Source organism: Polaromonas sp. P1_F9, assembly GCF_056405615.1.
Genome location: NZ_JBFUBT010000001.1, coordinates 237,675 through 259,525, shown reverse-complemented (window position 1 = coordinate 259,525; position 21,851 = coordinate 237,675). Strand labels below are relative to the sequence as shown.

Sequence of the window (21,851 nt, the reverse complement as noted above, 5' to 3'; positions counted from 1 at the left end):
CGGTCTGGCAAAGCCAGTCCCGCGGCCCCCGTTTGTGCGCACAGAACTCTTCAACCAGCATGAGCCGTGGAACCGGCTTTGCCAGGCCACAGGCTGGCGGCCCCCTCGGGGGGCAAGGAACTACACGGAGTGAGTGACTGTGGGGGCCAATGGAAGCCACAAGGTAAAGCGCGTGCCCGCCGGCCCCGATTGCCAGTTGACCGTGCCGTCAATGGTTTGCGCGCGGCGCCGCTGGTTGTGCAGGCCTTTCCCCGCGGCGTCGCCAAAGGCTTTGTCGACATCGAAGCCCTGGCCGTTGTCTTCAATGGTGACCTGCACACCCGCGCCTTCGGTTGCGGTGCTCACCCGGATTTCGGTGGCCCGTGTGTGGCGCAGGATGTTGGCCACGCTTTCCTGGATGATGCGCAGGATGTGCAGCGCGCTGGAAGGGTTCAGCCAATCCAGCGTGGGGAGTACCTGCACTTCCCACAGCAGCGTGACGCCGGTGCCTTCCAGCCGGGGTTCGAGCCGGAAACGCAGTGTGGCCAATAGCAGCAACAGGTCGGCCTCCACCGGCTCCATCGAGTCGATGGCGAGCTTCAGGTCGTCCATGCAGTCCTTGAGGGTCTGCGTCACGCGTTCGTCGCTCATGCCGCCGCCTTCGATGGAGCGGATGGCGCTGATCAGCGTCGAGCCCAAGCCGTCGTGCATGTCCTGCATCATGCGCTGGCGTTCATCGCTCAGCATCTGCTGCTGGGCGATCTCGCGCAGGCTGCGGTGGCTGGCATCAAGTTCGGCTTCACGCGCCCGCAGGCGCTCGGCCAGGCTGGCGTTGACCTGCTCGACTTCCGCAATGGCGCCGATGTAACGGCGGTACATCACGTAACCGAAGACGCTGAAGGTGATCGCGTTGGTATGCGGGCCCATATACCAGCTTTCGGGGCTGATGAAATTGTTCTGTACCAGCCAGTCGGTCGCGCTAAAGAGCGTGGCCAGCACCGTCCCGATGGCCACCACCATGGCGCTGCGAGAGCGCCCCCAGGCGTTGATGACGCCCGCCGCGCTGACGCTCACGCCCATCAGTGCGGCCACCACATACAGCACTGGTGTGGTCCTCGGCGTATTGGGCAGGGCCGACCACAGGGGCAGGGTCAGCAGGGCCATCAGCACGGACGCGGTGATCAGTGCCCGCGTCAGCCACAGTTGCTGGCGCCGGTGCAGCAGGCCGATTGAAAAGTGCACCACCGTGACCAGCCAGAACAGCGAGTTGACGGTGAACCAGGCAAACCAGTCGTTGGCAATCGGGAAGCTCACATAAAAATGCAGGCCCCGCATGAAGGACATGGCCGCCAGCACAAAAAACAGCAGATAGCCCGGCTCATGCCGGCGCCGCAACCACACCAGCAAGGCGAAGATGCCGACCGCGAGGAAAGCCGAGCTGAACATGCCCGGCAATTCCTGCTGCAGCCATTGGCGGCCGTGGTAGCGCCAGCTGATGGCATCCACCGGGCCCAGCCACAGTGATGACAGCGCCACCTGCGTCGCGGCCGTGTGCTCGATGCGCAGCGTGATCTCGTGCGGCGGCCGGCCATCGGGTGATTTCTCCAGCAGCACCCACAGGGGCGTGTGCGGGCTGTTCCATAACGGGCCTTGCTGCTGTGCGGTGTGTATCAGGTGACCGTCGGCATACACCGCGAGGGTACCGTCGGTGCGCACGCGGGCCGCATACAGCGCCAGTGGCGTGGACGATGCCGGAGCCTGCGGCACGGTCAGTCGAAACCAGCTGGTGCGTGTGACGGGGGCCGCGCCGGCGGATGCTGCAGCCCGGGCCTGTCCCAGCAACGCTATGGGCAAGGCGTGCGGCAGCGTAACGGGTTGCCAGCGGTCCGGCAGGATTTGGCCGTCGAGGGTGAGCGGTGGCGAGGTGAAGCCCGCATCGGTTTGCACCTGCCAGTCAGCCTGGGTGAGATGCAGGGCCGCTGCGCTGGGGGAGCCACCCACGCGGGTGCCCGCAGAGTCACAGGCGACAAGACCCGTCAGCACCGCAGCCGCTGCCAGCAGCGCTAACATGCGGGGCGAAAAACGCAGGAGGCGGTGGTGATGAAAGGGCATTCGCGCGGGCAACTACTGCGCCAAAATGCCCTGGTTCCTGGCTTCGTAGATCGCTTCAGCCTTGGAGGTAACCTTGAGTTTGCTGTAGATGCGCCGCACAAAAGTGCGCACCGTGAAGTGCGACAACTCCATCAGCCTGGCGATTTCCACCGCAGTGAAGCCTTTGGTGATGTAGTCCAGCACTTCTTTTTCACGTGCCGACAGCAGCGATGACGCGTCGATATCGGCGGGCGTCGTGCCGGCGCCAGCTGCGGTGCTGCGGCGAAAGCGCGCCAGCACCTGCCGGGCGATGATGGGGCTGATCGGGCTGCCGCCGCTGGCCAGGCTGCGAATCTCTGCCGCCATCTTCAGCGGTGAGCTGTCTTTCAGCAGGTAGCCGGCAGCGCCGGATTCGATCGACTGCATCACATGTGTCTCGTCGCCAAAATTGGTGCTCACCATGATGCTGCAGGCCGGCCACTGTCGGGAAGCCGCGCGGATCACGTCGATGCCCGAGCCATCGGGCAGGCCTAAATCAACCAGCAGCACATCGGCCGGCGGCTGCTTCAGCATCTGCAAGCCTTCGGCACGGGTGCCTGCCGCGCCCACCAGGCGCATGTCAGAAGCGCCTTGCACCACGCGACTCAGCGCTCCGCGAAAGCCCGGGTCGTCCTCGACGATGGCGACATGGATCACGGGCAGGTCTTGTTCAGCGGGAGGTGCATTCATCAGGCAGACATTTTGCGACGGTTTTCGGGTACACGACTCGCTATTTGTGTAGATCGTTTGTTCTACGTGCAAGCCGGTAACGGGTGTCTGGTCACCGGCAGGGCCTGTTTACTGCCCCGTCGGTGCCGATCATCATGCCATCCGGCCGACCGGCTCGCTATATTTTTGATAGCTGTTCGCGCCCATTTATGTTGGTCTGCAGCCCGATCTCATCTCTGGAACGGGGCCCCTGAAGATATCTGGCGTAGCGCATATGCGCTACAGACAGCGACTTTCGTGATTCGTACGATGACGGCCAGTCGGGCGAGGCGTTCCACAACATCCGGGGCGCTGGCCCGGCTGATTGGCGGGCAACCTGGTTCGCTGCAAATTTCACCCGTCAACGAAAGCTTCCATGAAAAGTCACGCCAGCATGAACCGTATTTACCGCCTCGTCTGGAACGCCGCCCTGAACCTGTGGGTGGCCGTGGCGGAAAACGCCAAGGGCAGAAGCAAGGGTGGCTCGGCGCGCGGCAGCGTGCAGTGGGATGACGTGCAGGCGGAAGGAGGCCATGGCGTCGACGGTGGTGGCGCGGGCTTCAGGCTCAATACGGCCTGCCGCGCGGCGCTGGTGTTGCTTACCTCCCTGGCGGTGCTCACACATGAAGCGCATGCGGCCGATGCAACCCATGCCAGTGTGTCGGCGGGTAGCGGCAGTGTCTCCACGCTAGGCAACACCACCACGATCAACCAAAGCTCCCAGCGGGTAGCCATCGACTGGACATCCCTGTCTACCGCAGCGAACGAGGCGCTGAGATTCAACCAGCCCAATGCGCAGGCGATTGCGCTGAACCGCATCACCGGCAGCAGCCCGAGCGAGCTGCTGGGTAGCCTCAAGGCCAACGGCCAGGTCTTCATTCTCAATCCCAACGGTGTGTTGTTTGGTGCGGGTTCTCAGGTCAACGTTGGCGGCCTGGTGGCTTCTACCCTTTCCATGAGCAATGCCGACTTCATGGCCGGCAACAACGTGTTCACGGGTTCCGGTGGCTCGGTGGTGAATCAGGGCACGCTGAACGCCGCGCCCGGTGGCTACCTGGCACTGCTGGCGCCCGAAGTGCGCAATGAAGGCGTGATGACGGCGAGCCTTGGCACGGCGCTTCTGGCCGCCGGCAACAAGATCACCCTGAATCTGGACAACGGAAGCCTGCTCGGTTACAGCATCGATCAGGGCGCGATCAACGCACTGGCAGAGAACAAACAGCTCATCAAGGCCGACGGCGGCCAGGTGCTGCTGGGCGCCAAAGCCCTCGACAGCCTGACCATGGGCACCGTCAACAACACCGGCGTCATTGAAGCGAAGACGATTGCCAACAAGGCCGGCCGCATCATGCTGATCGGCGATATGGAGCACGGCATGGTCAACATGGGCGGCACGCTGGATGCCAGCGCCCCGGATGGCGGCGACGGCGGCTTTATCGAGACCAGTGCCTCGAACTTCAAAATCCTGCCGGGCTTCAAGGTCAACACGCGGGCGCCGCAGGGCAAGACCGGCACCTGGCTGCTCGACCCGGCCACGATGACCATCGCGGGCGGCAATGGCGGGGCGGTCGACACCATTTACGAAGACTTTATTGAGTCGGCAAGCTCCAATATGCTTATCGAGGCCACGGATTCGATCAACGTCACGGGCACCTTCGGCAATGCCGATGTGGAGCTCCTCAGTGGCCTCAATCTCACCATCAGAACCACCGGTCCCACCGGTACCGGCATCGACCTCACGGGCAGCACGCACGGCGCCGGCCTGACGTTCAAGGTTTCCGGCGGGGGCTCGGCGAGCGTGACCACCGCGGCGGCATCCCAGGCCATCAAGACCTCCGCAATTTCCGTGACCAGTGGCGCCGGCACGATCAACATCAACTCTGCCGGCGGGCTGGATGTCAGCAATACGGTCCTGCAGACCAGCGGAGGCGCGATTTCGCTCACCGCGGCGGGCCAGGCCGGGAGTTCGGGCGTGCTGGTGTCCCAAAGCACCCTGAACGCCGGCACCGGCGCCCTCACCATCAATGGCACCACCACAGACCAGTCGCAGTATGGCGTGCTGCTGGACCGCTCCACGCTTACCAGCGGCAATGCCAACATCAACAGCGCCGATAGCGCCGTGAAGCTGGCGGGCACCAGCGTGGCAAGCACCGGAAACATCACCGTCGAAGCGTCGGGTGCCAGGACGAGCCACCACGCGCTCGAGCTCGTCAATGAAGGCGCCACGCAAACCAACATCGGCGTCAGCGGGGGCGGAACGATAAACATCACCGGCAGACTGGTGAACGGCGGCGGCAGCGCCACGGGCGGCTCTTCGGGCGGCGTGGTCGTCACCAATTCCAGCGTGACCGGCGGCACCGGCACCGTCACCATCGCCGGTGACGTAGGCATGACCGGGGTCATCGCTCAGGTGGCCCGCGGCGTACGGCTGGATTCTCTGGCCAGGATCACAGGTGCGGGCAATATCGACATCACCGGGCGTACAGGGTTGTTTTCCCTGGCAGGTACTGCCGGCGTGGAACTCGGCACCGGCTCGGAGGTATCCAGCACCGGCGGCTATATCACCGCTACCGGCCGGGCCGGTGTCAGTAGTGCCGCCACCGAGGTCAAGGGCCTTATAGCAAGAGGAAAAGTGCAGTCCGGCACCTTGCGCAGCATCACGCTGGACGGATCGTCCTCGTTAAATGCTGCCGGGATCAGCGGCTCCGGCGTCCTCATCGATGCCGGCGCAGACATCGTCGCGGGCAGGCTTGGTTTTAACAGTACGGGTTTGTTCAGTAGTTCGAACGGGGGAACGGCGAACATTACCGGCATCTCCATGGTGGGCGGCAGCATCAACTCGACCGGCGGGATCACCATGATCGGCAACCTCGGTGGGACAAGCTCTATGGGCGGGGGGCATGCCGTGAGCCTGACCGGCGGCAGCATCAACTCCAACACCGCGGCCATGACGCTGCGCGGAATGAATTTTCCTACGGGTGCAATTGCGCCGGCCGGCAGCTACGCCCTGAACATCGACGGCACCAGCATTAACAGCGGAGGCGGTGCGATCACGCTGCTGGGCGACCGCATCAACATCGGCTCCGCCGTCAACGCGGGCGCGGGCAAGGTGCTGGTCAACACGGACATCTTCAGCGCCAACCAGCCGATCACACTCGGCGGCGCATCAGAAACCGCCGCCATGAACCTGAGCAACGCCGAGCTTAACCGGATCACCGCGTCGGTGATCGCGATCGGCAGCACTTCCAATACAGGCGGCATAGTCATCGGCAACACCGGCGGCGCGATCAACCTGGCCAGCGCACCCAGCTTGAGCCTGATAAACAGCAGCACTGCAGGTTCGGGCATCTCGCAAACAGCGGCATTCACGGTTGCCAACCTGAACGCCGATGCACAAACCGTCATCCTGGCCAACTCACTCAACCAGATCAGCCAGGTCAGCGGTCGCGCCTACGGAACGAACAATTTCGAGGTTAGCTCCTACTCTGCATTGTCGGTGGGGACGGTGGACGGAACGGCCGGCATCACCCAGTCCGGCACCGGTCTTGTTGCGCTGCTAAGCCGCGGCGCGCTGTCGCAAACCCAGGCCATCGTCGCGAACACCTTGCAGGCCACCAGTTTCGGGGGCATGACGCTGGCCAACGCAGGCAACCAGATCCAGAATTTCGGCAGACTTAACAACAGTACATCGGGCGACATCACCCTTCGCAACACCGCCGCCACCGCCAGCTTCCAGGGCAGCTTCAACAGCGCCGGCCGCGTCGATATCGCCAACACGGGCAATATCTTGATGGTGGGCTCCTACATGCCTTTTTTGAGCAACGCCACGGGTACGACTGCGGGCACCGCCGGCTTCAGCATGGTGGCCACGGGCGGCATCAGTACGCAAACTGTCCAGACCAACATCAATCCCCTCTCGGGTGGCTCGGTCTACCTGGAGGCGGGCAACGGCAGCATAGGCGCCAGCACCGCCCGCCCCATCACCATTTACACGACCGGCCCGGTCGTTGCGGTGGCGAGCGGCGCCGGTTCACAGGTCAACCTGGACCTGGCCAACGGCGGCACCCTGGAAAACGTCAGTGCAACGGGCGCGGTGAACGTCACCGCTGCCTTCGCCCTGGCGGTCAAGACGGTGTCCGGCAGCTCGGTCACTCTCAGCTCCTCGCTCGGAGCCATCCTTGACGCCAATGGCGCGGCCAACAACATCACCAGCACCACGCTTAACGCGACCGCACGGGAAAGCATCACGCTGGGCACCAATGTGACCGGCCTGCAAACGCTGGCGACCACAGAACCTGGCGCTGCGGGCGACATCAGCCTCACTGCCGCCAATGCGCTGAGTACCAGCAATCTCGCCATCAGCACTAACGCCGGGTCTGCGCAGACAGTCAGCGTGTCATCCGCGGCCGGCATCACGGTCGACAACGCCTTCGGCAATGCGCAGGACAAGTTCAAGCTGATCACGACCGGTGGCAACATCGCCATCAACGGCGCGCTGACGGCCAGCGAACTCACGCTGAGCACCGCCGGTACCAGCACACAAACCGCGGGCATCACGGCCACCGGCCTGGAGCTGCTGGGCACGGGCAGCCACGCACTGACCAACGCCGCCAATGCGGTGACCACGCTGGCCGGCAACACAGGCAACGCCAGCTACTCGCAGGCCGGTGCGCTGGCCATTGGCACCGTCAACACAGCAGGGCTGACTGCCAGCGGCAAGGTGTTGGTGCGCACCACAGGGGCGGCCAGCGACCTCACCTTGAACAACAGCGTCACCTCCGGCAGCGCGGCCAATGACTCGCTGGTGCTGGCCGCCGGGCGCAACTTTGTGAACAACGCCGGCGGCGGTGCGCTCAACCCAGGCGCGGGCCGCTTCCTCGTCTATTCGACCAGTCCTGTTGCCAGTAACCTGGGCGGCATGGTTTCCACAGGCAACGCCTTTGGCCGCACCTATGCGGCCAACGCGCCCACCGATGCGTCAATGACCTCTCTCACCGGTAACCGCTTTGTCTATAACGTTGTGCCGACGCTCAACGTGAGCGGCGACAACGTGAGCAAGGCATACAGCGGCGCCGACCCGGCCCTCACCTACACCGTCAACAGCGGCCTGGTGGCGGGCGACACTGCGGCCAGCGCGCTGAGCGGTGCGCTGTCGGCGCCCACAGGCGCTGCCACGACCGGCCCCACACATGCCATCACGCAGGGCACGCTGGCATCGGCCCTGGGTTACAACGTCGTCTATACCAGCGGCACGCTGACGATGATCGGTACGCCGCCTTTGCCTGCATCCCTTTTCGGCGTGACGGCAGCGCTGGATGGGCCTTATGTGTCCGCGCTCAACATCATTGCAGGTATGGGCAATGCCATGGGTGGCGTCACGGGTGGCGCCGATAGCGCCAATGGAGATGGCACAGGCAGCATATCGAGCGTGGTGGACGACGATCCGTTCAACATACTGGATGATGGCGCGCGCATGAAGGCGTTGAATGCCGCCGCAGAGGCAGCCCGCCAGGACAGAGGCGAATAGGCGGCAGCTTGGGGAGGGGGCGGGCGAGGCCCTGGTGGGCCTGCGGTGAGACTCTGCGCAGGCAGCCTGCACAGGTGTGGTTACCTTGCTGGCCACTGGCTTGCCTTTGGTGACTGCCAGTACAGGCAGTACTACGCTCGGCACGCCAGACACAGTGCAGTACAGGATCGCGCTGCAAACCGTCTACCAAACCAGCCGCGAGACGGTCAACAGCGGCCCGCCAGCTTCATTGAGCCCGACAACCGCGACGATGAGGCGGGCGGGAATGGCAACAGCGGGACAGCGGGACAGCGGGACAGCGGCAACGCCAGGCTGTCGAACTCGCTGGTCAGTATCGTCAGCAGCGGTTTATTGATGCCCAAAAGCGTTAGCCGTGCCACTTGTGAATAAACCATTTTCATGGCTCTTTATTAGCTCGGTCGGGCTGTAGCCATTTATGGGCGGTCGCAAGCAGCTATTAAAAATGTAGCAATGACTCCGCGAAAGCCAAGTCGTCCCCCAACGATGGCGAGCTGGACGCGCGGCCTGGCCATTTCGGAGCCTGCAGGGAATCCCTGGTTGGGCCGAGCGCTTACATCAATTGGGGCGCCGTTGGGCGACGTTGGGCGACGTTGGGCGACGGATTAGGGTGGGCCTCATAGCGCATTTGTGCTACAGGCAAAACCGGCAGATATAGTTACGATTGGTTTCATGTCCCTAAAAATGGGGACATACAGGATGAGCTGTCTCTGCGACATTGCCGGAGCGGTCACGCTGGACGTACTGCATCCGCAGTATGGCTGTATGAGAGTCGGGTACACACAATTGCAGGATGTCGCCCGGGGCATCGAAGCCATGGCCCTGGGGGGGGCGATGGGGTGTATGGATGGTCAGCTGCCATGAAGGAGCAGTTGCTTGTGTTGGATGAGCATTAAGAAAAGTAGAGCGAAAAAATGAAACAGAATTCGTTACCCCTTTCCGCGCTGGCTTCCGCTCTGTTGGTAGCTTTGTATACCGGCGCCTGGGCGCAGACTGCCCCAGTCCCTGACGCCGGCCAGGTGCTGCGCGACCTGCAGCAGGCGCCCGCCTTGCCGCCGCCACAGAGCGTTCCGCTGCAGCGCATCGAAGAGTCAGCCGACCTCAGCCAGAAGGGCGAGGCGAAGGTGCTCGTCAAGTCCATCACCATCACCGGCAACCAGGAGATCCCCAGCGCGCAGCTGCAACCCCTGGTGGCCGGCCTCATAGGTGCCGAGCAGTCCTTGAGCCAGCTCAGTGCCGCCGCCCGCCGCGTCACCGCGTATTACCGCCGCCAGGGTTTTGCCGTGGCCCGCGCTTATTTGCCCGCGCAGGACATCACCGATGGCGCCATCACCATCAGCGTGATCGAAGGGCGCATTTCCAGCCACAAGATCAACAACCAGTCACTGCTGAGTGACGAACGCGCGCAGGCCTACCTGGGCCAGGTCAAAGACGGCGACGTCATCAAGTCCGACCAGATTGACCGCGGCCTGTTGCTGCTGCAAGACACGCCAGGCGTCAGCACCTCGCGCGCCACGCTGCAGCCCGGCGCCAGCGTGGGCACGTCCGAGCTGCTGATTGAGGTCAACCCGGCCAAGCCCTACAGCGGCAATGTCGTGGTCGACAACTACGGCAGCCGCTACACCGGCGAATACCGCGTGGCCGGTACGTTCAACCTCGTCAGCCCGCTGAAGATCGGTGACCAGCTCACCGTCAATGCGCTGACCAGCGGCCGCAACCTGAACTTCACGCGGCTGGCCTATCAGTTGCCTGTCGGTAGCGACGGCCTCAAGGTAGGCGCCGCGTACTTCGATACGCGCTACAAGCTGGGCCAGGAGTTTGAGACCTTGCAGGCCCATGGCACGGCCACCGCCGCCAGCGTGTTTGCCGCTTACCCCTTCATCCGCAGCCAGCTTAAAAACCTGAACGGCACCGTGTCGGTTGAAGACAAGCAGCTCAAAGACTATGTAGACGCCACCTCTACCTTCACACCCAAGAAAGTCCTGGTCACCACCTTCGGCCTTTCAGGCAACCTGCAAGACGCCCTGGGCGGCGGGGGCATCACCGGCCTGGATTTGTCGGTGGCGATGGGCAACCTGCGTATCAACTCGCCCACCGCCTTGGCCATTGACGCGGCCTCGGCCCAGTCCAACGGCAGCTACACCCGTGTTTCTTATGGCGCCAGTCGCTTGCAGCGCTTTACCGACAGCACCTTCCTGGCCGTGTCAGTGACGGGCCAGCTGGCCAGCAAAAACCTGGATTCGTCCGAGAAGTTCTCCCTGGGTGGTGTCAACGGCGTACGCGCCTATCCGCAGGGTGAGGCTGGCGGCGACGAAGGTTACCGCGGCACGGTTGAGTTGCGCCACAACGTGATGGCCAATGTGCAGGCTACCGTGTTCTATGACTGGGGCAAGGTCACCATCAACCGCAACCCTTTCGGCGCGGCGGCCTCCAACAGCCGCCAGCTGGCCGGCGCGGGTTTTGGCCTGAATGCCAGACTGGCGGGTGTGCAGCTGCGTTCTTCGCTGGCCTGGCGTACCGACGGCGGCCTGCCGACTTCCATCCCGGCCTCATCGGCCAAACGGCCCACGCTGTGGCTGCAGGCGTCCATGGCGTTCTGACGGGCCAGGTAACTGAGACCTGCCGGCGGTTCTCAAATTCCCTAAGTAAACGGGTTTTTGGCTAATAAGGGCGGGCGCAAGCAGCTATCAAAAACATAGCAAAACCAGGGCGCTGCCTTGCGGGTTGCCGTGTAAAAGTTTTTGCGGCCTGGTGATTTGGAGCAGGGCGGTAAGGGGGCGGCACTATCGCGCGCTAGGCGCGCTGAAAAAATAGCGCGCCGAAGTTTCCAGGACGCGCAAGGCGTTTGCCCTGACATCGCTTGAGAGCTGCTTCGGGGCTTGCACGTAAAACGGCCAGTTGGCAGAGGTGCGGCCCTGTTGTGGCCGGGTAAACGGAATGACCGGAGTGACTGGCGTGGCCAGGGTGACAGGGGTGAAGGGTGGCCTGGTGGGAGGGTCATGTAGAAGCTGCATGTCAGTCTCTGGGTTGGTTGTTCTATGGAATCACTTTGAAGAACAATAGTACTGTACATGCATACAGTATTCAACTATGATTTACGCATGGACACAAACACCCCACCCGAATGGATTGCCCGCTGCGCTGAAAGGCTGCACCAGCGATGGCACACCGTCGGGCCTGACCAGCTTGAAGAGGTCGCAGCAGTCATCTGGCAGGACGTGAATCTGCGGTGCATGGCGCCCGCTGACGCCGCGGCGCTATGGCTCAAGCCGGTTGTGCCAGGGACATAGCGGGCCGGCCACAAGCGGCGCGGCGCCAATTGATTCGTTCAGGGGTGCACCAATGTTGCAAATTCGCCCCCGTTCAAAGGCGCGTTACATTATTTGACGAGAGGGCGCACACAGCGCCCCACAACACGCATAACAACCAGTGATTCGGGAGGAACATTTTGAACGCGCAAGTACTGAACCAAGACACGCCGGCGTTGCCGGCAGAAGAGTCCCCAACGCAACTGGACATCGAGTTCACCGGATCCGGAAGCGAATACTTCCGGATCTGGATCGTGAACCTGTTGCTGCTTCTGATCACCGCCGGTATTTATTACCCCTGGGCCAAGGTGCGGCGCCTGCGCTATTTTTATGGCAACACGGTGGTGGGCGGCGAGCCGATGGGCTTTCATGCCAATCCGCTCAAACTGCTCAAGGGTTATTTGCTGGTGGGCCTGCTGTTCATTCTGTATTCCGCCGCGGGCCAGTTCTCAGCCACTGCAGGTTTTGTGGCCTTCCTGATCGTGGCGGCCCTTTGGCCGGCATTGCTGAAGTCCTCCATGCAGTTCCGCATGGCCAACAGCAGCTGGCGCGGCCTGCGCTTTGCCTTCAGGGGCTCGCTGGCCGACGCGTACCGCGCCGTGCTGCCGCTGTTTATTCCCAGCCTGGTGATTCTGGGCGCGTTGACGCAGGTCGCCGATCCTGAAAAACCACCGCTCTGGTATGTGAAAACCGTGGGTGTGGTGGGCCTGGCTTCGCTGGCCGTACTGCCGTGGCTGCTCTGGAACCTCAAGCAGTACCAGCACAACCACTACGCGTTCGCGTCGTTGCAGACCACCTTCAAGGCTACGCTGGGTTCTTTCTACAAACTTTTCTTCAAGATATTGAGCCTGGCGGTGCTGCCGCTGCTGGTGTCGGGAGGTCTTGCCGGCGCCATTATTTATGCGGCGAGGGGCGCGCAGGGCCGTCCTTCCGTCGGCCTCTTCATGCTCGTGGGCCTGGTGCCGCTGGCCGTCATGATGATCCTGCTGGTGCTGGTCAAGCCCTATGCCACCTCGCGCTTTCAGAACCTGGTGTGGACACGCACCGGCAATGCATCCCTGCGCTTTGTCAGCCAGTTGCGCTTTGGTTCGCTGCTGTGGCTGACCGTGAAAAACTGGCTGCTGGTGGTGCTGACCCTGGGACTTTACTGGCCGTTTGCGGCGGTGGCCATGGCCCGCCTGCGGGTGCAAGCCGTGACGGTCAAGACACGTGTGAGCCCCGATACGCTGCTGAGTCAGGCCCAGGCCGTTGAAGGCGACGCGGCGGGTGAAGCCGGCGGTGACCTGTTCGGCCTCGACATCGGGTTTTGACGCGCATGCAGACAAGCCAGGCGCCGGTGCTTTCAGCCAGCTACTTTGACGGCAGCAGCGCGCGCGCGCGCGCCGTGACGCTGCAGGTGGCGGGCGACCAGCTGCTGGTTCATGGTGAGGGCTTTCACCGCAGCGTGCTGCTGCGCAAGGTGCAGTGGCCCGAGCGCACCCGTTACGGGCAGCGCGTGGCCCATTTCACCGAAGGCGGTTCTGTGCAATGTGCTGATGCCGCGGCTTGGGACGACTGGAGTCGCCGCAGTGGCCGCGGCGATTCCCTGGTGGTGACCCTGCAGCAAAGCTGGCGCTGGGTCATGGCGAGCGCGCTGGCGCTGGTGTTGTTACTGGTGGCCATACAGCAATGGGGCTTGCCCGTGGCGGCCCGCGCGGTAGTGGCGGTCACGCCGCTGAGCGTTGACAGCGCGCTGGGTGAGACGTCCCTCGCCGCGATCGATGAGCACCTGATGCGGCCCAGCCGCCTGCCGGCCGCTGAGCAGGCACGTCTGCGCGAAGCATTCGCCAAGGCTGCCGGCGCCATGCCTGCGGGCAGCCTGCCATCCTGGCAGCTGGTGTTTCGCAGAAGCCGCATCGGCCCGAATGCATTTGCCCTGCCGGGCGGCACGATGGTGATGACCGACGAACTGGTGGAACTGGTGGGGCGGGACGACAAAGTCATCACCGCAGTGCTGGCGCACGAGCTGGGCCATGTGCAGCACCGCCACGGCCTGCGCATGCTGGTGCAGGTAACCGCGCTGGGAGGGCTGGCAGCCACTGTTCTGGGCGACTTCAGTACCGTGCTGGCGGGCGTGCCGGTGTTGCTGGGGCAGGCCAGCTATTCGCGCGATGCCGAGCGTGAGGCCGACCAGGAGTCGGTGCGCATCCTGAAAGCCGCAGGGATTTCACCCGCGGTGATGGTGACCCTGTTCGAGCGGATCGCCGCCAAAAAGAACGAAGACAAGAACGACGGAAAGAAGGACGCAGGCAAAGCGGAACAGCCCGCGCCGGCCGCTGAAGCTGGCAAGCCCGGTGAAAATCTGCCTGATCAGGACTCGTGGCTGGGGATCGCTTTCGCGTCGCACCCTGCTGACGCGGAGCGAGTGAAATTTTTCATGGATGCGGCTGCAGAGCGCTAAAAGCGGCAGCGAGCCAAAGACCATGCACAGGCCAGGTATAGCGCTTGCAGGGCATCACCTCCTGATGTCCATGCTATTTATTTGATAGCTGCTTGCGCTGGATGGTATTGGGTAAAGCGAGTTTTTCGTTCAAGAAAACTTGTGAAACCTTCAAAAATGGAAAGCCGTCCAGAGCTGACTTCCGGAGAGGTTCCGGGGGCTGGGACCGAAGCCAAAGCCCCCGGATAAAAAAGGCTCCGTGGCCTTACCTGACCTTATCTGGCCTTATTTTTTCATTTCGTCCTTGCCCATGGCGTCCTTGGCCATGTGGTCTTTTTTCATCTTGTCCTTCTTGGCCATCTTGTCGCCTTTCTTCATGCCATCTTTTGCCATGGCGTCCTTTGCCATGGCATCTTTACCCATGGCATCTTTTGCCATCGGGTCCTTGGCCATCGCATCTTTTTTCATGCCGTCCTTGGCCATGGCGTCTTTGCCCATGGCGTCCTTCTTCATCGCGTCTTGCGCCATGGCGCTGCCGCCGGCGAAGAGCATGCAGGCAGACAGGAGGGAAGCAGTCAATTTGTTCATGGTGTTGTCCTTGAGTGGTAAATAAATGGATGGATTGTTGAAAAAAGGCAACCGCTAAATGATTGCCCGCGTTGCAGGGTCTCTGAGCGGTGCTCAGCTACCTCCGAACCAGTTGTAGCCCTGGTCTTCCCAGTAGCCTCCAGGGTAGGTGTTGGTGACAAAAATCGCCTGGATGTGTTTGGGGTTCTTGTAGCCCAGCTTGGTGGGCATGCGCAGCTTCATCGGGAAGCCGTATTTGGGCGGCAGCGGCTGCCCGTCGTAAGTCAGCGCCAGCAGGGTTTGCGGGTGCAGCGCGGTGGGCATGTCGATGCTGGTGAAGTAGTCGTCGGCGCATTTGAAGCCGACGTACTTCGCGCTCCGGTCGGCGCCCACATGACGCAGGAAAGTGCCGAAATGCACGCCACCCCATTTGCCGATCGCACTCCAGCCTTCCACGCAGATGTGGCGGGTGACCTGGTCCACCTGTGCCATGGCGCGCAGCTCGGGCAGGGCCCATTTGCGCCTGTCGGACACCATGCCCGTGACTTCGAGCCGGTAGCTGCTTTCCTCGATTTCCCGGATTTCGTCCTCGCCGTAGTAGGCGTTAAAGGGGAAAGGCCGGGTGATCATGGATTCGGGGTAGGTGGGCGCCAGGCGGTTGGGATCAAACAGGAAGCCCTGCACCTCGTCGTTGATGCGCGAGATCTTGCCGAGAGCGGTGTTGACGCTTTCGCTGTCGTCCAGCATGCAGCCGGTCAGCATTGAAAGGCCGCCCAGCGTGAGCGAGGTGCGTAAAAAATTGCGGCGCGCCGTGCTGAGCTTGCGGGTGTGGGCAATGCGTGCAACGGCTTCGTCCAGCACGGTGGCGCTGTCGATGTCCATACGGGGAGGGGGCTTGATGATCATGGGTAATCCTTGCGGCTTTGCGGCGGTTGGGCTGTTCGGCGGGTCAGCGGCCGCGAACCATGTAGACGAGGGTGCGCGGCACCAGCGCCACCATTACCAGGTGAACCGCGACGAATGCGGCCAGCGCGGCCATGGCGAAAAAGTGAACCAGCCGTGCACCTTCGTAACCCCCCATCAGTTCGCGCAGGAGCGGAAGCTGCACAGACTTCCAGAGCACCAGGCCGGAAACGACGAGCAGGACGCTGTCCACCATGACGAAGAGATAGGCCAGGCGCTGCACGGTGTTGTAGTGGCTGGGGTCGGCATGGGCCAGCTTGCCCTTGAGGGCCGCCAGCAAGTCGGCGACCAGCGCCCTGGGTGAAAGCGGAAAGAATTTGTGAAAGAGCCGGCGCGTGACGATGTTGAACGCCAGGTAGAGCAGGCCATTAAAGAACAGCAGCCACATGGCCGCAAAGTGCCATTGCAGCGCGCCGCCCAGCCAGCCGCCCAGTGTGAGGTCTTTGGGAATGCTGAAGCCCAGGAAGGCCGTGGCGTTGTAGATGCGCCAGCCGCTCATCATCAATACCACCACGGCCAGCGCGTTGAGCCAGTGCATGGCGCGCAACCAGCCGGGGTGGATGATCTGCCGGGACGTGTTCATGAAATGCTCCTCTTTTGCTGGCCGCAACGCCCGGTTTTCCACTGGATTGCCGGGATTTCCGCCGCAGTCTTGCTGCGTGTTGCTGTTTGGTCGGGCCGGGCGGGCGCTTCTTACAGGCTGATTGCATTTATTTGCAAAAAGGGCCCCGGGCTGGCCGGATGGCCATGGGTTGGCTGGCGCCTAAAATCGGCCGGTGTCCCCGCCCAAACCCGCAATAGAGTCAAGATGCACCGCTACAAAAGACTGATCGCCGTGGTCGCGTTTCTGGGGCTGCTGCTGGCGGTGTTCCAGCTTTCCGGTTTGCGCGACAACTTCAGCCTGGTCTTCCTGCACCAGAAATTCCTGGACAACGAAGTCAGCGGCTTGCTGATTTTTATCGCGTTGTTTGCGCTGGGTAACCTGATCCAGATCCCCGGCTGGATTTTTCTGGCCGCGGCTGTGCTGGCACTCGGCGAGATGTGGGGTGGCCTGGCGACCTACCTCGCGGCCGTAATTTCATGTGCCTTCACCTTCTGGCTGATTCGCCTGATGGGCGGAGACGCCTTGCGGCAGATCAAGGGTCAGTGGGCTCAACGCACGCTGGCTCAGCTGGACGCGCGACCGGTGGCGAGCATCGTGGTGCTGCGCATGCTGCTGCAGACTGTACCGGCACTGAACTATGCGCTGGCAATGTCAGGCGTGAAGTTTCGCGACTATATGGTGGGCACGCTGCTGGGCCTGCCGCTGCCGATTGCGCTGTATTGCGTGTTTTTTGATTACCTGGCGCGGGTATTGAAGGTGCCGGGATATTAGTAGAACCCCTTGCCCTCGCGGCGGTGCGCTGGAACTAGCGCCAGAGGCAGGACAGCTGCGGTGTTCCGTGAGTCACATTTTGAAGGATGGTCCATACAAACAGGGAGAGTCCGAACACGAGGCCCGCCAGGCGGGCGCGGTCACCCAACTTGACCAGCGCTGCATCGCTCAAAGACTGGTACTCGCCGCCGAGCAAAAAAAGTTGTGCGGCCGCGTAAGCCTTGTCGCCGTCCCGGAACCACACCTTCCGGGCGCCCAGTTCTTCCCACAAGGAGGGGTGCGTTGTTTCCAGGCGCCTCAAAAATCGGTCGTGCAGCACTGCCAACGGAACGGCCGTGAGGCATACGACCGCCAGTGTCACCGTGGAGAAAAAGTCGAAAGCACTGCACATGGATGGTCCACCCATCAAGGCCCGGGCTTCCGGGACGAACGCCGGCGAACAAAGCGGAGCAGCACCGCTAGCGTCAAAGCCAGAAAAATTCCCACGACGATGAACTTTCCCACGGTCATGGATACAGCCGCCGTGGTGACAAGCCCGAAGCCCACCGCCATTTCGAGCAGTTGCAGCCCGCTTTCAAACAGTTTTCCTCTCCAGGATTTAGACCAGAACATGATGTGGGTACGTCTTGGAAGGTTCAAGTCGCCGTATCAGCCAGCACGCGTTCGTAAACGGCGAGGTCTTGCGCCGAAAAGCAGCAGAACACCACTTCCGTCAAGGAAGAGGGCTGCTGCAGAGCATGGCGCACGCTGGACACCGCAACCCCGGCGGCGAGCTCAATCGGGTAGCCGTAAATGCCGGTGCTGATGCTGGGGAAGGCCATCGACGTGACGCCTTTGGCCGCCGCGATTTCCATGGCGCGCCTGTAGCAGGAAGCCAGCAACTCAGGCTCGCCGTTGTTGCCGCCACGCCAGACCGGGCCCACCGTGTGAATGATGAACTTCGCCGGGAGCCGATAGCCTTTGGAGAACTTGGCTTCGCCGGTTTTGCAGCCACCCAGCAGGCGGCATTCATGAACCAGTTCGGGCCCTGCAGCGCGATGAATGGCGCCGTCGACACCGCCGCCGCCCAGCAGCGATGAATTGGCGGCGTTGACGATGGCGTCAAGCTGCAGCTTCGTGATGTCGGCCTGGATGGCCCGGAGGGTTGCAGGCATGGCGACCTCTCTGGATGGCTGAACCTTGCTGGGAGAAGCGCGTGCCCGCAGGAGCGGGCGCGCGCTGCCTCACAGCACCTTGCTGAGAAAGCGCTGGGTACGCTCTTCCTTGGGGTTGTCAAAGATCTCCGCCGGTGAGCCTTCTTCGATCACCAGGCCTTCGTCGATGAACATCACGCGGTCGGCCACCTGGCGGGCAAAACCCATTTCGTGGGTGACGACCACCATGGTCATGCCTTCTTCGGCCAGGGCCTGCATCACGGCCAGCACTTCGCCGACCATTTCGGGGTCGAGCGCAGAGGTGGGCTCATCAAACAGCATGATGCGCGGCTGCATGGCCAGCGCACGGGCAATTGCCACGCGCTGTTGCTGCCCGCCGGAGAGCTGGTTGGGGTAGGCGTCGATCTTGTCGAGCAACCCCACCTTGACCAGCAACTCACTGGCGCGGTTGCGCGCCTCAAGTGCCGTCAGCTTGCGCACCTTGGTCGGCGCCAGCGTGATGTTTTCCAGCACGGTTTTGTGCGGGAACAGATTGAAGCGCTGGAACACCATGCCGATTTCCGAGCGCAGGGCATCGACGTCGGTCTTGGGTTCGTGCACCGACACGCCGTGCACCAGCACCTCGCCGCCGCTGGCGTCTTCCAGTCCGTTCAGGCAGCGCAAAAAAGTGCTTTTGCCCGAGCCGGAAGGCCCGATGACGCAGACGACTTCGGTGGCCTTGATGGCGCAGTCGATGCCGCGCAACACCGGCGTGTGGCCAAACTGCTTGGTCAGCCGGTTAACGCGAATCACCTCGTCCATAACGAGCCTCCAGTCTTTTGACAACATAAGCCAGCCCCAGCGTCAGCACCCAGTACATGAGGGAGATGGTGAGGTAGGGCTCCCAGTAGCGTGAATAGGCGCCGGCCACGGTGCGCGCGGCGTAGGCCAGTTCGGCCAGGCCAATCGCCGAAATCAGCGAGGAGTCTTTCAGCAGCGAGATCGCGTTGTTGCCCAGCGGCGGCAGCATGCGGCGAAAAGCCTGCGGCAGCACAACGTGGTACATGGTGCGCGGAAAAGACATGCCCAGCGAACGCGAGGCTTCCACCTGGCCCTTGTCGATGGACTGGATGCCGGCGCGGAAGATCTCGGAAATGTAGGCGCCGGCATTGAGCGTGAGCGCCACGATGCCGGACAGGAAAGCGCCGTAGTTCTGCTTGATGTCGCGCGCTGTTTCACCCGAGATGATCAGGCCGTCAGTCGGGTTGATGAACAGCGGCAGCACCGCGAAGTGAATCAGCAGGATCTGCACGAACAACGGCGTGCCGCGGAAAAAGCTGACGTAGACGGTGGACGGCCAGCGCAGGGCGTATTTGCAGATCTCGCGCGCAGGTGAATGGCGCGATTCGGCCACGCGTGCCATGCCGACCGCCAGACCCAGCAAGGTGCCCTGCACGATGCAGATCAGCGTCACCATGATGGTCATCTGCAGGCCGCGCCAGAACAGCACGCTGTACTCGGCAATGATGTCGGCCCGGAACCAGCCGAACCAGAGGACGTGTTCCATAAGGAGGTGTCCTGGTGTTTACTGGGCGGGCAACGCGGGAGCGTCGGCCTGGAACCACTTCTTGTAGATGGCGGCATAGCTGCCGTCGGCCTTGACGGCGGCCAGGCCTGCGTTGAGTTTGTCCTGCAGCGCCTTGTTGCCCTGTTTCACGACGATGCCGAAATATTCCTTGGGAAAGCTCGCGTCGCTGACGGTCTTGAGCTGCTTGTGTTCCTGGGCACGGAAAGCGATCACGCCGTTGTCGCCGATGGCGGCGTCCAGGCCGTTGTTGGCCAGCTCGGAGATCACGACCGGGGTGCTTTCAAAGCGGCGGATATCGGGGTTGGTCTTGCCGAATTCGCGCGAAGCCATGTCGTCGCCGGTGCTTCCGGTGACCACGCCGATTTTTTTGCCGGCAAGGTCTTTCAGGCTCCTGGCCGTGCTGTTGCTGTGCACGGCGATCAACTGGCGGGCTTCGAAGTAGGGGGCCGTGAAGTCGTAGGACTGCTTGCGCTTGTCGTTGATGGTGACGCCCGAGATGACCAGGTCCACATCGCCATTGTTGAGGGCCGCAAAGATGCCGGTCCAGGGGGTGTTGACGATCTTGATCTGCAGGCCGGCTTTCTGGGCGATGGCTTTGATCATGTCCACGTCATAGCCGACGATTTCCTTGGTCGGGCTCTCATAGGCAAAGGGGCGGTAGGTGGCGCTGGAGCCGACGACCAGCTCCCTGTTTTGGGCCTGGGCTGCGCCCAGCGCACAGGTAAGCAAGCCGGCTGTCGCGGCAATTTTTTGCAGAATGTTCATGGTTGTGTCCAGGGGATCTGAGTGAGGGAAACGCTCGCCGGCTCGCGGACAGGCCGAAAAGCGAAAGTAGCCAATGGTAACGCGTGCAAAAGCCGTGCCTGGTGCGTTCCGGGCAGGGTTTTCGCGGGGGGAGATGCAAGGATGGGCGGGCAGCAGGCCCGCGATGCCTGGCCGGTTCTAGGCCCTGAGCTGTTTGTTGAAAAACGCCAGGGTGCGCTCCCACGCCAGCTTGGCCGCGGCGGCGTCATAACGCGGCGTGGTGTCGTTGTTGAAGCCGTGTTGCGTGCCCGGGTACTGGTAGGCGGTGTAATTCGCACCTGCCGCCTTGAGTGCCGCCTCGTAGGCGGGCCATGCGGCATTGATGCGCTCATCCACCGCAGCGAAATGGATCAGCAGCGGCGTCTTGACTTTGGCGGCATCTTCGGCTGCCGGCAGGTTTCCGTAGAAGGGGACGGCTGCGCTGAGCTCTGGAAGGCGCGTGGTGAGTGTGTGCGACATGCCGCCGCCATAGCAGAACCCGACCACACCCAGCTTGCCGGTGCAGTCGTCCCGGCTCCTGAGCCAGGTGGTGGCCGCCACGAAATCCTCCACGCACTTTCGCTGGTCCAGTTTGGCGAACAACTCGCGCGCCTTGTCTTCGTCGCCGGGGTAGCCGCCCAAAGGGGTGAGTGCGTCGGGTGCGAAGGCAATGAAGTTGTCCAGCGCCAGCCGGCGGGTGATGTCTTCAATATGCGGGTTGAGGCCGCGGTTTTCATGAATGACGAGCACGCCGGGCAGTTTTCCCGTGGCATTGGCGGGCCTGGCCAGATAGCCTTTGACCGTGCCGGAGCCGGCGGACGACGGATAGCTGACCATGTCGGTCTTGATGCGTTTGTCATCCCGTGCAATTTGCTGCCCCGCGGCAAAATCGGGGCTCAGGGCGGCCAGCAGGGCCGTTGCCGTCAGGCCGGCGGTGGCGAATTTCTGGGCGCGCTCCAGAAAGCCGCGCCTGTCGATCGTGCCATGGACATAGGCATCAAACAGGATTAGCAGTTCCTGGTCAAAATCCTGGGCGGTCTTGCGTGGCATGTTGGGCTCCTGCAAAAAATCGAGCATACCGATTCGCGGCCTGCGTGGCAAAGGTCCATTCATCAACCTGTACCGCTGCAATGTTTTGCACCAGCCTGCGCCTTGCTATGAAAAATATAGCTGCTTGCGCACGGCGGGGTTGGGCTGGAGACTCTTTTGTGCCTGAAACCCCTGGAAAACCGGCAAAACCTGTTTTAATAACGCACCGGGACGCTGGCCTGAATTGACAGGGCGTCCGTTCTGTGACTCACTGGGGTCGCCCGCCTGCGTTGCCTGGCTTCGGCGGCATCCCCCGATCGATAG

The 21,851-nt window shown here is 62.4% G+C and carries 19 protein-coding genes; 6 read left to right on the top strand and 13 right to left on the bottom strand.

The window, feature by feature from the left end; translation table 11 throughout:
* Positions 1–120 precede the first annotated feature (120 nt).
* Both AC1DYR_RS01205 and AC1DYR_RS01200 read right to left on the bottom strand, forming a co-directional pair.
* Positions 121–2,049 (bottom strand): sensor histidine kinase, encoded by a 1,929-nt coding sequence (locus tag AC1DYR_RS01205; protein ID WP_477703482.1) that lies wholly within the window; start codon positions 2,047–2,049, stop codon positions 121–123.
* A gap of 54 nt (positions 2,050–2,103) precedes the next feature.
* Positions 2,104–2,799 carry a response regulator gene (locus AC1DYR_RS01200; RefSeq protein ID WP_477685559.1) on the bottom strand — a complete coding sequence of 232 codons (696 nt, stop codon included), beginning with the start codon at positions 2,797–2,799 and terminating at the stop codon, positions 2,104–2,106.
* 394 nt (positions 2,800–3,193) lie between these two features.
* Between AC1DYR_RS01200 and AC1DYR_RS01195 the strand changes: the two genes are divergently transcribed.
* Positions 3,194–8,344 (top strand): two-partner secretion domain-containing protein, encoded by a 5,151-nt coding sequence (locus AC1DYR_RS01195; RefSeq protein WP_477703481.1) that lies wholly within the window; start codon positions 3,194–3,196, stop codon positions 8,342–8,344.
* A gap of 206 nt (positions 8,345–8,550) precedes the next feature.
* On the opposite strand, the gene AC1DYR_RS01190 is transcribed toward AC1DYR_RS01195, so the two are convergent.
* Positions 8,551–8,745, bottom strand: a complete 195-nt coding sequence (locus AC1DYR_RS01190) for a hypothetical protein (protein ID WP_477703480.1) — start codon at positions 8,743–8,745, stop codon at positions 8,551–8,553.
* A 531-nt stretch (positions 8,746–9,276) separates the two neighbouring features.
* On the opposite strand from AC1DYR_RS01190, the gene AC1DYR_RS01185 reads away from it, so the two are divergent.
* The 4 genes from AC1DYR_RS01185 to AC1DYR_RS01170 all read left to right on the top strand — a co-directional run bounded on the left by AC1DYR_RS01185 (position 9,277) and on the right by AC1DYR_RS01170 (position 14,110).
* Positions 9,277–10,962, top strand: a complete 1,686-nt coding sequence (locus tag AC1DYR_RS01185; protein ID WP_477703479.1) for a ShlB/FhaC/HecB family hemolysin secretion/activation protein — start codon at positions 9,277–9,279, stop codon at positions 10,960–10,962.
* Positions 10,963–11,463: 501 nt separating this feature from the next.
* Positions 11,464–11,652, top strand: coding sequence for a hypothetical protein (locus AC1DYR_RS01180; protein WP_477703478.1), 189 nt, complete (start codon positions 11,464–11,466; stop codon positions 11,650–11,652).
* Between the two features lie 158 nt (positions 11,653–11,810).
* A complete protein-coding gene (locus AC1DYR_RS01175; protein WP_477703477.1) occupies positions 11,811–12,980 on the top strand; it encodes a YjgN family protein in 1,170 nt (389 codons plus the stop codon).
* Positions 12,981–12,985: 5 nt separating this feature from the next.
* Complete coding sequence (locus AC1DYR_RS01170) at positions 12,986–14,110, top strand: M48 family metallopeptidase (RefSeq protein ID WP_477703476.1); 1,125 nt, start codon at positions 12,986–12,988, stop codon at positions 14,108–14,110.
* A gap of 264 nt (positions 14,111–14,374) precedes the next feature.
* Here AC1DYR_RS01170 and AC1DYR_RS01165 read toward each other — a convergent pair whose 3' ends face one another.
* From AC1DYR_RS01165 to AC1DYR_RS01155, 3 genes are all read right to left on the bottom strand, one after another.
* The gene (locus AC1DYR_RS01165; protein ID WP_477703475.1) at positions 14,375–14,677 is read right to left on the bottom strand and encodes a pentapeptide MXKDX repeat protein; all 303 of its coding nucleotides are present in this window, start codon (positions 14,675–14,677) and stop codon (positions 14,375–14,377) included.
* Positions 14,678–14,770: 93 nt separating this feature from the next.
* A complete protein-coding gene (locus AC1DYR_RS01160; protein ID WP_477703474.1) occupies positions 14,771–15,562 on the bottom strand; it encodes a molybdopterin-dependent oxidoreductase in 792 nt (263 codons plus the stop codon).
* A gap of 43 nt (positions 15,563–15,605) precedes the next feature.
* On the bottom strand, positions 15,606–16,202 hold the full coding sequence (locus tag AC1DYR_RS01155) for a cytochrome b/b6 domain-containing protein (protein ID WP_477703473.1): 597 nt from the start codon (positions 16,200–16,202) through the stop codon (positions 15,606–15,608).
* A gap of 225 nt (positions 16,203–16,427) precedes the next feature.
* On the opposite strand from AC1DYR_RS01155, the gene AC1DYR_RS01150 reads away from it, so the two are divergent.
* Complete coding sequence (locus AC1DYR_RS01150; protein ID WP_477703472.1) at positions 16,428–16,994, top strand: TVP38/TMEM64 family protein; 567 nt, start codon at positions 16,428–16,430, stop codon at positions 16,992–16,994.
* Positions 16,995–17,028: 34 nt separating this feature from the next.
* Here the strand turns inward: AC1DYR_RS01150 and AC1DYR_RS01145 are convergent, their stop codons facing one another.
* From AC1DYR_RS01145 to AC1DYR_RS01115, 7 genes are all read right to left on the bottom strand, one after another.
* On the bottom strand, positions 17,029–17,385 hold the full coding sequence (locus tag AC1DYR_RS01145) for a hypothetical protein (RefSeq protein WP_477703471.1): 357 nt from the start codon (positions 17,383–17,385) through the stop codon (positions 17,029–17,031).
* Between the two features lie 14 nt (positions 17,386–17,399).
* Complete coding sequence (locus AC1DYR_RS01140) at positions 17,400–17,606, bottom strand: hypothetical protein (RefSeq protein ID WP_477703470.1); 207 nt, start codon at positions 17,604–17,606, stop codon at positions 17,400–17,402.
* 23 nt (positions 17,607–17,629) lie between these two features.
* Positions 17,630–18,148, bottom strand: a complete 519-nt coding sequence (locus AC1DYR_RS01135; protein ID WP_477703469.1) for an O-acetyl-ADP-ribose deacetylase — start codon at positions 18,146–18,148, stop codon at positions 17,630–17,632.
* A gap of 69 nt (positions 18,149–18,217) precedes the next feature.
* A complete protein-coding gene (locus tag AC1DYR_RS01130) occupies positions 18,218–18,949 on the bottom strand; it encodes an amino acid ABC transporter ATP-binding protein (RefSeq protein ID WP_477703468.1) in 732 nt (243 codons plus the stop codon).
* Positions 18,927–19,694 carry an amino acid ABC transporter permease gene (locus AC1DYR_RS01125; RefSeq protein WP_477649185.1) on the bottom strand — a complete coding sequence of 256 codons (768 nt, stop codon included), beginning with the start codon at positions 19,692–19,694 and terminating at the stop codon, positions 18,927–18,929. The genes AC1DYR_RS01130 and AC1DYR_RS01125 overlap by 23 nt, the downstream gene beginning before the upstream one ends.
* A gap of 18 nt (positions 19,695–19,712) precedes the next feature.
* Positions 19,713–20,480, bottom strand: a complete 768-nt coding sequence (locus AC1DYR_RS01120; protein ID WP_477703467.1) for a basic amino acid ABC transporter substrate-binding protein — start codon at positions 20,478–20,480, stop codon at positions 19,713–19,715.
* Positions 20,481–20,657: 177 nt separating this feature from the next.
* A complete protein-coding gene (locus AC1DYR_RS01115) occupies positions 20,658–21,548 on the bottom strand; it encodes a dienelactone hydrolase family protein (protein ID WP_477703466.1) in 891 nt (296 codons plus the stop codon).
* Positions 21,549–21,851 lie beyond the last annotated feature (303 nt).

What these genes read in the sequence shown, in the direction of transcription:
- AC1DYR_RS01155 (WP_477703473.1), bottom strand. Translation starts at nt 16,202, where the DNA reads ATGAACACGTCCCGGCAGATCATCCACCCCGGCTGGTTGCGCGCCATG.
- AC1DYR_RS01190 (WP_477703480.1), bottom strand. Translation starts at nt 8,745, where the DNA reads ATGAAAATGGTTTATTCACAAGTGGCACGGCTAACGCTTTTGGGCATC.
- AC1DYR_RS01170 (WP_477703476.1), top strand. Translation starts at nt 12,986, where the DNA reads ATGCAGACAAGCCAGGCGCCGGTGCTTTCAGCCAGCTACTTTGACGGC.
- AC1DYR_RS01205 (WP_477703482.1), bottom strand. Translation starts at nt 2,049, where the DNA reads ATGTTAGCGCTGCTGGCAGCGGCTGCGGTGCTGACGGGTCTTGTCGCC.
- AC1DYR_RS01150 (WP_477703472.1), top strand. Translation starts at nt 16,428, where the DNA reads ATGCACCGCTACAAAAGACTGATCGCCGTGGTCGCGTTTCTGGGGCTG.
- AC1DYR_RS01140 (WP_477703470.1), bottom strand. Translation starts at nt 17,606, where the DNA reads ATGTTCTGGTCTAAATCCTGGAGAGGAAAACTGTTTGAAAGCGGGCTG.
- AC1DYR_RS01145 (WP_477703471.1), bottom strand. Translation starts at nt 17,385, where the DNA reads ATGTGCAGTGCTTTCGACTTTTTCTCCACGGTGACACTGGCGGTCGTA.
- AC1DYR_RS01125 (WP_477649185.1), bottom strand. Translation starts at nt 19,694, where the DNA reads ATGGAACACGTCCTCTGGTTCGGCTGGTTCCGGGCCGACATCATTGCC.
- AC1DYR_RS01130 (WP_477703468.1), bottom strand. Translation starts at nt 18,949, where the DNA reads ATGGACGAGGTGATTCGCGTTAACCGGCTGACCAAGCAGTTTGGCCAC.
- AC1DYR_RS01160 (WP_477703474.1), bottom strand. Translation starts at nt 15,562, where the DNA reads ATGATCATCAAGCCCCCTCCCCGTATGGACATCGACAGCGCCACCGTG.
- AC1DYR_RS01135 (WP_477703469.1), bottom strand. Translation starts at nt 18,148, where the DNA reads ATGCCTGCAACCCTCCGGGCCATCCAGGCCGACATCACGAAGCTGCAG.
- AC1DYR_RS01165 (WP_477703475.1), bottom strand. Translation starts at nt 14,677, where the DNA reads ATGAACAAATTGACTGCTTCCCTCCTGTCTGCCTGCATGCTCTTCGCC.
- AC1DYR_RS01120 (WP_477703467.1), bottom strand. Translation starts at nt 20,480, where the DNA reads ATGAACATTCTGCAAAAAATTGCCGCGACAGCCGGCTTGCTTACCTGT.
- AC1DYR_RS01115 (WP_477703466.1), bottom strand. Translation starts at nt 21,548, where the DNA reads ATGCCACGCAAGACCGCCCAGGATTTTGACCAGGAACTGCTAATCCTG.
- AC1DYR_RS01200 (WP_477685559.1), bottom strand. Translation starts at nt 2,799, where the DNA reads ATGAATGCACCTCCCGCTGAACAAGACCTGCCCGTGATCCATGTCGCC.
- AC1DYR_RS01195 (WP_477703481.1), top strand. Translation starts at nt 3,194, where the DNA reads ATGAAAAGTCACGCCAGCATGAACCGTATTTACCGCCTCGTCTGGAAC.
- AC1DYR_RS01185 (WP_477703479.1), top strand. Translation starts at nt 9,277, where the DNA reads ATGAAACAGAATTCGTTACCCCTTTCCGCGCTGGCTTCCGCTCTGTTG.
- AC1DYR_RS01180 (WP_477703478.1), top strand. Translation starts at nt 11,464, where the DNA reads ATGGACACAAACACCCCACCCGAATGGATTGCCCGCTGCGCTGAAAGG.